The organism is Vagococcus luciliae, from assembly GCF_024637875.1.
Classification (GTDB): domain Bacteria; phylum Bacillota; class Bacilli; order Lactobacillales; family Vagococcaceae; genus Vagococcus; species Vagococcus luciliae.
In genome coordinates this window covers 1,897,607-1,909,352 of the sequence record NZ_CP102451.1, presented here as the reverse complement: position 1 = coordinate 1,909,352, position 11,746 = coordinate 1,897,607, and the positions used below count along the sequence as shown (strand labels likewise).

The 11,746-nt window shown below is 34.6% G+C and carries 10 protein-coding genes and 2 pseudogenes; 9 read left to right on the top strand and 3 right to left on the bottom strand.

Annotated features, from left to right (window positions below; all coding sequences use genetic code 11):
* Positions 1–64 precede the first annotated feature (64 nt).
* Entirely contained in the window at positions 65–271 is a 207-nt protein-coding gene (locus tag G314FT_RS09280) for a heavy-metal-associated domain-containing protein (RefSeq protein WP_257700939.1), read from the top strand.
* A gap of 43 nt (positions 272–314) precedes the next feature.
* Here the strand turns inward: G314FT_RS09280 and feoB are convergent, their stop codons facing one another.
* Both feoB and G314FT_RS09270 read right to left on the bottom strand, forming a co-directional pair.
* A complete protein-coding gene (feoB, locus tag G314FT_RS09275) occupies positions 315–2,228 on the bottom strand; it encodes a ferrous iron transporter B (RefSeq protein ID WP_257700937.1) in 1,914 nt (637 codons plus the stop codon).
* Complete coding sequence (locus G314FT_RS09270; RefSeq protein ID WP_257700935.1) at positions 2,218–2,454, bottom strand: FeoA family protein; 237 nt, start codon at positions 2,452–2,454, stop codon at positions 2,218–2,220. The genes feoB and G314FT_RS09270 overlap by 11 nt, the downstream gene beginning before the upstream one ends.
* Positions 2,455–2,548: 94 nt before the next feature.
* Here G314FT_RS09270 and G314FT_RS10570 point away from each other — a divergent pair, with 94 nt between their 5' ends.
* The 4 genes from G314FT_RS10570 (at position 2,549) to G314FT_RS09255 (ending at position 4,276) form a co-directional block, all read left to right on the top strand.
* Positions 2,549–2,635, top strand: coding sequence for an aminotransferase class I/II-fold pyridoxal phosphate-dependent enzyme (locus G314FT_RS10570; RefSeq protein ID WP_423837534.1), 87 nt, complete (start codon positions 2,549–2,551; stop codon positions 2,633–2,635).
* Complete coding sequence (locus tag G314FT_RS09265) at positions 2,623–2,919, top strand: aminotransferase class I/II-fold pyridoxal phosphate-dependent enzyme (protein ID WP_257700933.1); 297 nt, start codon at positions 2,623–2,625, stop codon at positions 2,917–2,919. The genes G314FT_RS10570 and G314FT_RS09265 overlap by 13 nt, the downstream gene beginning before the upstream one ends.
* 85 nt (positions 2,920–3,004) lie before the next feature.
* Positions 3,005–3,229 (top strand): hypothetical protein, encoded by a 225-nt coding sequence (locus G314FT_RS09260; protein ID WP_257700931.1) that lies wholly within the window; start codon positions 3,005–3,007, stop codon positions 3,227–3,229.
* 99 nt (positions 3,230–3,328) lie between these two features.
* Positions 3,329–4,276, top strand: coding sequence for an LCP family glycopolymer transferase (locus G314FT_RS09255; RefSeq protein WP_257700929.1), 948 nt, complete (start codon positions 3,329–3,331; stop codon positions 4,274–4,276).
* 47 nt (positions 4,277–4,323) lie between these two features.
* On the opposite strand, the gene G314FT_RS09250 is transcribed toward G314FT_RS09255, so the two are convergent.
* Positions 4,324–5,622, bottom strand: coding sequence for a C1 family peptidase (locus G314FT_RS09250; RefSeq protein ID WP_257702547.1), 1,299 nt, complete (start codon positions 5,620–5,622; stop codon positions 4,324–4,326).
* Between the two features lie 186 nt (positions 5,623–5,808).
* Here G314FT_RS09250 and uvrB point away from each other — a divergent pair.
* From uvrB to G314FT_RS09235, 4 genes and pseudogenes are all read left to right on the top strand, one after another.
* Positions 5,809–7,740: pseudogene (uvrB, locus tag G314FT_RS09245) on the top strand (excinuclease ABC subunit UvrB); the annotation flags it as partial.
* Positions 7,717–7,809: pseudogene (locus G314FT_RS10565) on the top strand (UvrB/UvrC motif-containing protein); the annotation flags it as partial. The pseudogenes uvrB and G314FT_RS10565, both read left to right, overlap by 24 nt.
* A gap of 12 nt (positions 7,810–7,821) precedes the next feature.
* On the top strand, positions 7,822–10,644 hold the full coding sequence (uvrA, locus tag G314FT_RS09240; RefSeq protein WP_257700922.1) for an excinuclease ABC subunit UvrA: 2,823 nt from the start codon (positions 7,822–7,824) through the stop codon (positions 10,642–10,644).
* Between the two features lie 245 nt (positions 10,645–10,889).
* A complete protein-coding gene (locus G314FT_RS09235) occupies positions 10,890–11,732 on the top strand; it encodes a phosphate ABC transporter substrate-binding protein PstS family protein (protein WP_257702544.1) in 843 nt (280 codons plus the stop codon).
* The last annotated feature ends 14 nt before the right edge of the window (positions 11,733–11,746 follow it).

Genomic DNA, 11,746 nt, shown 5'->3' with positions numbered 1-11,746 from the left:
TTTGTTTGACGACAGATAAAAAAAGACATACTCTTACACTAACTAATTAGAAGAGGTGAGTAACATGCAACAGAAAATAGCAATAGATGGAATGAGCTGTGGACATTGTAAAGCTCGCGTGGAAAAAGGCTTATCAGAACTTGATGGTGTAAATGATGTTGATGTATCTTTAGAAAATAAAGAAGCAGACGTAGTCTATGATGAATCAAAGATAGCTATTAAAGATATAGCAGATAAAATTGAAGATTTAGGTTACATACCAAGCTTTTAAATAAAAAAATTCGGCTGAATAATCAGTCGAGTTTTTTTGTTTTTTAAACTAAATGAAACAAATGAGCAATTGCTGTTGTCATCATAGTCATCACTACACCAATGATTGTTGGGATAATAAATGAAGCAAATGTCCATTTTTTACTTTTTGTTTCTTTATAAATTGTCAGTAGGGTGGTAGAACATGGCCAATGATAAAGAGTAAATAAAATGACATTCATAGCTGTTAACCAAGTCCACCCATTACTTAGTAAAAGTTGTCTAAACTGATCAAGCGAACTAAAGTCTGTAATAGTCCCAGTTGCCATGTAACCCATAATCATAATAGGAATAACAATTTCATTTGCCGGTAAACCTAAAATAAAGGCCATCAGAATAGTACCATCTAATCCCATAAGTCTAGCAAATGGATCGATAAATCCAGTCACACTCTGTAAAATGGATTGATCACCAATTGAAACATTAGCTAATACCCAAATCACTAGCCCTGCTGGGGCAGCTACAATAATGGCGCGCCACAATACAAAGAGTGTTCTGTCAAAAATCGAACGTACAATCACTTGTCCAATTTGAGGTTTTCGATAAGGCGGTAACTCTAATGTAAATGAAGAAGGAATCCCCTCTAAAACAGTTTTTGATAATAAACGTGAAACAAAAATAGTCGTAAACACCCCGAGTAAAATAACCCCAGTTAAAAAGGCTGCTGATTTAATTGAGCCTAAGAGTCCAACTGCTCCTCCAGTAAAGAAGACGGTGATAACTGTAATCAAAATAGGAAATCGACCGTTACATGGTACAAAGTTATTCGTAATAATGGCAATAAGTCTTTCTCTAGGAGAATCAATGATTCTAGCACCAACAACACCAGCTGCGTTACAACCGAATCCCATACACATGGTTAATGCTTGTTTCCCGCATGCTCCGGCTTTTTGGAAATGTTTGTCTAAATTAAATGCTACACGAGGTAAATACCCAAAATCTTCTAATAAGGTAAATAATGGAAAGAAGATAGCCATAGGTGGCAACATCACTGCAACAACAGTTGATAAAACTTTATACACGCCATTAATCAACACATCACGGATAATATGTGGGACACCCCAACTCGTTGTAATGGTCATAAGCCAATTACCAAATTTGTCAAAATTATCAGCTAGAAAATCTGAAGGACCATCCGCTCCTTCAATCGTAAACCAAAAGATAAGCATTAATAATAAAATCATAATAGGAATACCAGTGCTTTTTTGTGTGAGAAGTTTATCTAATTTTTGGTCTTTTAGATCGAAATTTTTATCTTCAAATATCGTGACTTCTTTTGCAATGACACTTGCTCTATCCATAATGGCTAGTGTTTCAGTTTCTTTATCAGCATGTATTTGTTGCAAAGCTTCCATCATAAATGGATTTGATGTAATGTCACCATCAATGACTCCTTTTGTTTTTTCCATTAATGTATCAAGACCTTGTTTTTTTACAGCAGATGTTCCAACGACTGGTACACCAAGTAATTCTTGTAATTTTTCTAAATTAATATGGATTTTTTTCTTTTTCGCTTCATCTAATAAGTTAACACACACAATAACGTTTGGTGTCAGTTGCATGATTTGCAATACTAGATTTAGATTTCGCTCTAGACTTGTTGCATCACAGACAACGATAGTGGCTTGAGATTCATTTGATTGAATGAAATCTCGTGCGACTTCTTCTTCAGCCGAGTGAGCTGATAGGGAATAGGTACCGGGTAAATCAACTAATATAAATCCTTGCCCATCAAATTCAGTTCGTCCTTGGGCTAAATCAACCGTTTTTCCAGGCCAATTACCAGTGTGCTGTCTTAGCCCGGTTAGTTCGTTAAAAACTGAACTCTTACCCACATTAGGATTTCCAGCTAATGTAATCACAACATCCGATTCTTTTTTACGTTCAATAACAAAGGTCTCTTTTTCTTCAGTTGTCATCGCTATACACCTCCACATATTGTGCATCAGAATTTCTTAATGCAATAGTTGTTCCTCTCAAACGGTAAGCAATTGGATCACTTTTTGGACTGATAAGTGATTTCTTGACTGTGGTTCCTGGATAAAAACCTAAATCATACAATCTTTGCTTCATGTCAGCATCAGGGTGTGAAATGTGACCAATGGTTGCTTGATCATTCAATTTTAAATTTAATAATGTTTTCATAAAACTCTCTTCCTTTTTAGGTTTGCCTAATTTATCTTTATTCTATACCTAATATAATATTTAATCAACCCATTATACAGGTGTTTGTAAATCATTGTTTTTTTGTTCAACGCATAATCCTGTTGGACGTGTGTGGATACTTGAGGAATTAAAGAAAATATCTGATATTTGTCAAAAATAGATGTCTTATTGATTTTTGATGAGATTCATCAAGATTTTGTAGCAAAAGGTCATACATTTATTAGTTATTTAGGAGTAGATGGTGTCGATTTTGATAAATTAATTGTGTTGAATGCTGCATCAAAATCATTTAACTTAGCGAGTTTACTTCATTCGCATAGTTTTATTCCATCAACTGATTTAAGAGTAAGATATGATGAATTTATCAAGACGATAATTAGCAATCCAACCAGTTTGATGAGGGTTATTGCTACTCAAGCAAGTTATGATTTTGGAGAACAGTAGCTAGATGAATTGAATCAAATCATAGATGATAATTTTGATTTAATAACTCAATTATTTAATGAATTATTACCTGAAGTGATTGTATATGAAAAACAGGGGACAGACATATTTATCATGGGTTGATTTATCTTGTTATATCACACAAGATAAAATGAAAGAAATTATCCAAGATAAAGCTAACTTAGCGATTGATTATGGGGAATGGTTTGGTAAACACAGTGGGACGTTTATTCGTATCAATTTAGCAACACATTCTAAAAATATTGAGTTAGCTATTAAAAATCTAGAAAAAGCAATAAAAAATTCATAGACTTTAAAAATTATTTAAGGTTAACCTAAAAAACTGATAGGACTAATAATCATTATGGTAAAATTAGTGCTATAAAATTGGTTTTTTAGGAGATGTGTGATGGATAATCAACAAAGTAGACGTAAAAAAAATGTTAAAAAGAAGTCGAGTGGATTAAAAAAATCCATAATAGTATTGGTGACAATTTTGTTACTAATCATGGTAGGAACAGGAGTTTTCTTGGCCAAAACTTATTTTGATGTAAAAGGTGTGGCGAATAAGGTAAGCGAACCAGTTGAAGGAAGATCTGATGATAAAAATATTCAAGAGGGAGAGCCTTTTTCTGTTTTATTATTAGGACTAGATACTGGTGATTTTGGACGAAATGATGTGGGACGTTCAGATACGATGCTTGTCGCAACAGTAAATCCTAAAGAAAAGAAAACAACTTTAATTAGTATTCCACGAGATACGCGGACTGAAATTGTGGGACATAATTCAGTAGAAAAAATAGCTCATGCATATGCTTATGGACAAGCTAAAATGGCTATGGATACTGTCGACCATTTATTAGATATGCATTTAAATCATTATGTTTGGATTAACATGATGGGATTTGAAGAATTGGTCAATGCAGTTGATGGGGTAGAGGTAACAAATAAATTTGAATTTGAACAAGATGGTATGACCTTTAAAAAAGGACCAATCAAATTGAATGGTAAAGAAGCACTTGCATATACGCGTATGAGGTATGAAGATCCTAATGGTGATTATGGTAGACAAGCCAGACAACAGCAAGTCATTGAAGCAATTGCTGATAAGGCATTAGGTTTTACGGGTGTTAAACGGTACAAAGATATACTAAAGGCAATAGAAAATAATATGAAGACTGATTTGGAACCTGATGAGATGTTTGAAATAGCGATGAAATATCGTGATAGTTTTAAACATATCGAAACTGATACTTTACAAGGCGAAGGAGTGATGATTGATGGAATTTCTTATCAGGAAATTCCTGAAACAGAACTGGTTCGTGTACAAGATTTAATTAAATCACAACTACAATAATAAAAAAAGAGTTAGCCACTTAAAAGTGGCCAACTCTTTTTTCTATTTTATGCTAAAGCCCCCATTGGATCCCAAGGAGCTAAAACAGTGACGTCATCTTTTTCAACGACTTCTTTTAAGTCATCAGAAAGATATTTTTTATTGACAACGACTTGATAAGTATACTCACTCATCCAATCATCACTCATAACAAAATAACCTTTTGTTCCAACTTTATCTCCCCAACTGTTTTCAACTTTCCATTTAGTTGGTTTGTCATTGATTAAATTCACACCTGTTAAGACCATCGCATGTGTCATTAAACTTTCGCCATAATCTAAACGTTCAGCTTTACTCATATCATAGTTAATATCCAACGTGTCTTGAACACTATAAATATCAGTTGCCATGATACCAGTATCTCTTGTTGATGATTGGCCAACATCACAACCAAACCACACGCTTTCTCCATCTTTTAATTGAGCGATAGCTAAGTTTTTGAATGTTTCAATATCAACGTTCAGGTGACGAACTTCTTTTCCGCCAACAACATTGCCAAGCATATCAACTGTGTAAACTTGATTATATGGTTTGTCTTTAGTTGGCGCATTGATAATGCTGACATAATCATCTAAATCAGTTCCGACAAATTTATCATAGAAAGAAGTTGGAGTTAATCCTTGTTCTAAGTGATAGTTACCATCATTATCATAGTAAGAATAATCAAATTCAGTTGGTGGTGTACCTAGAGAGGTACTTAGTAAATTATAGATTTCTTGTAGTAATTCAACTTTGCGTGTTTCAACTTCTTCTTCGGATGCACCATTACCTATTAAGGTTCTAAGTGTTAAAGCATCTTTTCTTAATTTTTTGTTTAAGTAAGTGTTTAACTCACGGCTGCTTGAACTACTTGATGTTTCAGGCATGATTGTTTTTGGCACAATACCATATTTTTGAATAATCGCCACAAGCATATCCCATTGTCCACCATCTTGTTGAGGGGTTGCAAGTAAGAACGCCACTTCACGACTTGTTAATTCTTGGTTGCTTGTTTTGATAATATTTTCATAGAAATAATTTGCTTTTTCAAATTTATCCCAGAAAAATGTATAGTTTTGAGATAATTCGAAGTCTTTGATGTGATGATTGTTTAAGACATCATGTCTGAATGTATTAAGGGCTGCAAACATCCAACAACGACCACTTTGTTTTTGATTTGTCACGTTTCCTGTATCTAAGTCGATAGAGAAAACGGGATTGTTTTCAATAACTGCTTTTTGATTTTCTGATGAGGCTAAAATACCATTTTTCATCACTGCACGTTGGCTTAATAAATGCTCACGATTAGCAAGATATTTTTGCTCCATATGTTTGATTTGTTCATTTGAAATTGATTTAACCATGTAACCACACCTTTCTTTTGTTTCCATTCTACTCCAACATTCTTCAAAATAACACTAAATCGATTATTTTTTTATAAAGCGAACTGTTTTGCGAAAGTATGTTCGGTATGATAAAATTGAGAAAATAAGTAAATCTAAAGGAGTTTCAGCATGATTGATAGACAAACAAACAATACCTTTGATTTAGTGTCAAAATATGAGCCGGCTGGGGATCAACCGGAGGCGATTAAACAATTAGTCAAGAATATAGAAAATAATGAAAAAGCTCAAATATTAATGGGGGTAACAGGATCTGGTAAAACGTTCACCATGTCTAATGTAATACAGCAAGTTAATAAGCCTACCCTGATTATTGCACACAATAAAACACTTGCTGGACAACTATACAGTGAGTTTAAAGAGTTTTTTCCAAATAATGCAGTGGAGTATTTTGTGAGTTATTATGATTATTACCAACCAGAAGCTTATGTTCCTTCAAGTGATACATATATTGAAAAAGACTCAAGTGTCAATGATGAAATAGATAAATTACGCCATTCAGCGACTAGTTCCCTATTAGAGCGAAATGACGTGATTGTTGTGGCATCTGTGTCTTGTATTTATGGCTTAGGTGATCCTAGAGAATATCAAAATCAAGTTTTGTCATTACGTGAAGGAATGGAGATGGAACGAGATCAACTTCTTAGAAATTTAGTTGATATTCAGTTTGAACGAAATGACATTGACTTTCAGCGCGGACGTTTCCGTGTACGCGGTGATGTTGTGGAAATATTTCTAGCGTCAAAAGATGACTTTGCTTTAAGAATTGAATTTTTTGGTGATGAAATTGACCGCATTAGGGAATTTAATGCGTTAACAGGAGAAATTATTGGAGATAGAGAGCATGTGGCGATTTTCCCCGCGACTCACTTTGTGACAAACGAAGAGCATTTAGAAGAAGCCATCGCTAAAATTCAAAAAGAATTAGATTGGCGATTAAAAGAACTAAGAAGTGAAGAAAAGTTATTAGAAGCTCAGCGATTAGAACAACGGACGAACTATGATATTGAGATGATGCGAGAAATGGGCTATTGTTCTGGTATTGAAAATTATTCACGACATATGGATGGAAGACGCGAAGGAGAAGCACCTTACACGTTAATCGACTTTTTCCCTGATGATTTTTTGATAATGGTCGATGAATCCCATGTTACGATGCCTCAAATTAGGGGCATGTATAATGGCGATAGAGCGAGAAAACAAATGTTAGTGGATTATGGCTTCAGATTACCTAGTGCGTTAGATAACCGACCACTTAGATTAGAAGAATTTGAAGAAAAAGTGGATCAAATCATGTATGTGTCTGCTACTCCTGGACCGTATGAAATGGAACAAACAGATGACATTGTAGAACAAATTATTAGACCAACAGGGTTACTTGATCCAGTAATAGAAGTAAGACCGATTATGGGACAAATTGATGATTTAGTCGGTGAAATATATGAACGTGTTGAACGAAATGAACGTGTCTTTATTACGACGTTAACGAAAAAAATGTCAGAGGATTTAACGGATTACTTTAAAGAGTTAGGGATTAAAGTGAAATATTTACATAGTGATATAAAAACACTTGAGAGAACGGAAATTATTCGTGATTTACGATTAGGTGAATTTGATGTATTAATTGGGATTAACTTATTGCGTGAGGGATTAGATGTTCCTGAAGTGTCACTTGTTGCCATACTTGATGCTGATAAAGAAGGATTCTTACGTAGTGAACGCTCACTTATCCAAACCATCGGACGAGCGGCAAGAAACGCAGATGGTAAAGTTATTATGTATGCTGATAAGATTACAGATTCAATGGAACGCGCGATGTCAGAAACGAGTCGTCGTCGGACCATTCAGGAAGAATATAATGCAGAACACGGTATCGTACCGAAAACAATTAAGAAAGATATTCGTGATTTGATTCGCATTACAAAAGAAAGCGAAGGTGACTCAGCTGAGTCAGTATCTATTAAAGAACAATACAATGCAATGGATAGAGATGGAAAAGAAGCTGTTTTACTTGATATTGAGTTACAAATGAAAGATGCTGCAAAGGCACTTGATTTTGAAAAAGCTGCCACATTGAGAGATACATTGCTAGAACTAAAAGCAAGTAAATAGGAGATAAGGTATATGGCAAATGATAAAATAGTGATTCGTGGTGCAAGAGCACATAATTTAAAAAATATAGATATAACCATTCCAAGAGATAAACTCGTCGTGATTACAGGACTTTCTGGTTCAGGAAAAAGTTCCTTAGCATTTGATACGTTATACGCTGAAGGTCAGCGACGTTATGTGGAAAGTTTATCTTCTTATGCACGACAATTTTTAGGGCAAATGGATAAGCCGGATGTTGATAGCATTGATGGATTGAGCCCAGCCATTTCAATTGACCAAAAGACAACAAGTAAAAATCCTCGTTCAACGGTTGGGACAGTTACAGAAATAAATGATTATTTGAGGTTGTTATTTGCTCGAGTGGGAGAGCCTATTTGTCCTAATGATGGCACAAAAATCAGTAGCCAATCTCCAGAACAAATGACTGACAAATTGTTAGAGTTAGAAGAAAGAACAAGAATACAGATTTTAGCACCACTTATCCGTGGGAAAAAGGGGCAACATAAAAAAGTATTTGAAAAAATCAAAAAAGATGGCTTTGTACGTGTACGTGTTGATGGGGAAACGTATGATATCTCTGAAGTACCAGAATTAGAAAAAAATAAAAAGCATGATGTAGAAATCATTGTTGACCGTATTGTGATTAAAGATGGTGTGCGTTCTAGATTATTTGACTCGCTTGAATTGGCGTTACGTCTAGCAGAGGGGTATGTATTAGTTGATGTTATTGGACAAGAGGAAATCTTGTTTAGTGAGCATTACGCTTGTCCTTATTGTGGCTTTACAGTTGGAAACATTGAACCACGATTGTTTTCATTTAATACGCCATTTGGTGCGTGTCCAGAGTGTGATGGATTAAGTGTTAAGTTGGAAGTAGATGCAGACTTGGTCGTTCCAGATGAGACGAAAACATTACGTGAAGGAGCGATTGTACCATGGAATCCAATCAGCTCAAATTACTACCCAAATATGTTAGAACAAGCCTGCGAACAATTTGGTATTGATTTTGATACACCATTTAAAGAATTAACAAAAAAACAAAAAGATTTATTGTTCAGAGGGTCTGATGAAGAGACGTTCCATTTCCACTATAAAAATGAGTTTGGTGGCGTGCGTGATGTTGATATTCCTTTTGAGGGGATTTTGACAAATATTAATCGTCGTTATCACGAAACGAATAGTGATTATACAAGAGAACAAATGAAGCTATATATGACAGAATTAACGTGTGAAACGTGTCATGGTTATCGACTAAACAAAGAAGCCTTATCGGTAAAAATTGATGGGAAACATATTGGAGAGATTAGTGATTTATCAGTAAATAAATCATTAAATTATATGTCCAAGTTAACGTTTGGTGAACAAGATACGATGATATCTCAACCAATTTTAAAAGAAATAAAAGATAGATTAAGTTTCTTAGAAAATGTCGGATTAGGATATTTAACGTTAAGTCGTTCTGCGGGAACATTATCAGGTGGAGAAGCACAACGTATTCGTCTCGCTACGCAAATTGGTTCAAACCTATCAGGTGTACTATACATTTTAGATGAACCTTCTATTGGCTTACATCAGCGAGACAATAATCGGTTAATTGATTCGCTTAAAAAGATGCGTGATTTAGGTAATACATTAGTTGTGGTGGAACATGATGAAGATACAATGCGAGCGGCAGATTACCTAATCGATATTGGTCCAGGAGCTGGTGAACAGGGTGGAGAAATTATATCTGCTGGAACACCAGAGGAAGTGGAAAAAGATCCACATTCATTAACGGGTCAATATTTATCTGGTAAAAGGAAAATCGATGTACCTAAAGAGCGACGTGAAGGCAACGGTGAACGTGTTAAAATTACTGGAGCAAAAGAGAATAATTTAAAAAATATTTCGGTTGAGTTTCCGATGGGTAAATTCGTTGCGGTTACTGGTGTCTCTGGTTCTGGTAAAAGTACATTGGTCAATACGATTTTAAAAAAAGCACTTGCTCAAAAAATTAATCGTAACTCAGCTAAACCTGGTAAATTTGATAAAATTACAGGATATGAATCGATTGAAAAAATTATTGACATTGATCAAAGTCCGATTGGTCGAACACCAAGAAGTAATCCAGCAACTTATACCAGTGTTTTTGATGATATACGTGATTTGTTTGCTAAAACCAATGAAGCCAAAACACGTGGTTATAAAAAGGGGCGTTTTAGTTTTAATGTGAAAGGTGGCCGATGTGAAGCATGCCGTGGTGATGGTATCATTAAAATAGAGATGCACTTTTTACCAGATGTGTATGTTCCTTGTGAAGTGTGTCATGGTCAACGATATAATTCTGAAACATTAGAAGTGAGATATAAAGGAAAAAATATTGCAGAAATATTAGAGATGACAGTGGAAGAATCTGTTGACTTTTTTCAAGCGATTCCTAAAATTCATCGTAAACTTCAAACGATTGTCGATGTTGGATTAGGTTATGTGAAATTAGGGCAATCCGCTACGACATTATCGGGTGGAGAAGCGCAACGTATGAAGTTAGCCAGTGAATTACATAAACGTTCATCAGGTAAAAATTTCTACATATTAGATGAACCAACAACAGGATTACATACAGAAGATATTAGTCGGCTTCTAGAAGTACTGAATCGATTAGTGGATAGTGGAAACACTGTCCTGGTTATTGAGCACAATCTTGATGTCATTAAAACGGCTGATTATGTGATTGATTTAGGACCAGAAGGTGGAGATGGTGGTGGAACCATTATCGCAACTGGAACACCAGAAGACATTATTAAAGTAGAAGAAAGTTATACAGGTTATTATTTAAAAGAAGTGATGGAACGTTAAAATGAGGACTATATTATGATGAAAACGACAGATTAATTTCTGTCGTTTTTTGTTATTCTAAGTAAAGAAATTGTATAAATTTATTAGATTTTTTATAAAGCGGTTACATTGTAAATTAAATGTAAAAAGACTTGCAATTTATGTTACTAAATTATATGTTTATCATGAGATAAGTCAGAAACTATTTCAATATGTAAATTTTTTGTAAAAATTTAGGGGGGACATTCGTGAAAAGAGTGTTAAAAATGATCGCATCAGTAGGGTTTTTATTGACTGTTACAGGATGTGGCGCAGTTGACAATGGAGAATCTATCAATGCTGTTGGATCATCTGCCATGCAACCACTTGTTGAGGCAGCTGGTGAACAATATAGTAGTAATCATTTAGGTAAATTTATTAATGTACAAGGTGGAGGTAGTGGAACTGGTTTAAGTCAAGTTCAAGCTGGTGCCGTACAAATAGGTGATTCCGATTTATTTGCAGAAGAAAAAGAAGGAATTGACAGTAAACTATTAGTTGATCATAAAGTCGCCATTGTTGGATTAACACCAATCATTAATAAAGAAGTTGGTGTGTCAGACATCACAATGGAAAATTTAAGGAAAATATTTACAGGTGAAATTACCAATTGGAAAGAAGTTGGCGGAAAAGATCAAGATGTCGTTTTGATTAATCGTGCTGCAGGAAGTGGTAGTCGTCATACATTTGAACAATGGGTTTTAGATGGTCAAAAAGTAAAAGGAGCACAAGAACAAGACTCTACTGGGATGGTTAGACAAATTGTTAGTACGACACCTGGCGCAATTAGTTATGTAGCTTTCTCTTATGTAACAAAAGATGTGGCAACGTTAAGTATTGATGGCGTAAAACCTACAGAAGATAACGTTAAAAATAATAAATGGGTTATCTGGTCATATGAACATATGTATACAAAAGGAGAACCAAAAGGGTTAACAAAAGAGTTTTTAGAATATATGTTGACTGATGAAGTACAAGAAGATATTGTTCCTCAACTTGGTTATATACCAGTATCACAAATGCAAGTTGAGCGTGATGTTGAAGGTAATATAAAAGAAATTTCCAAATAAAAATTGTTGTTTTA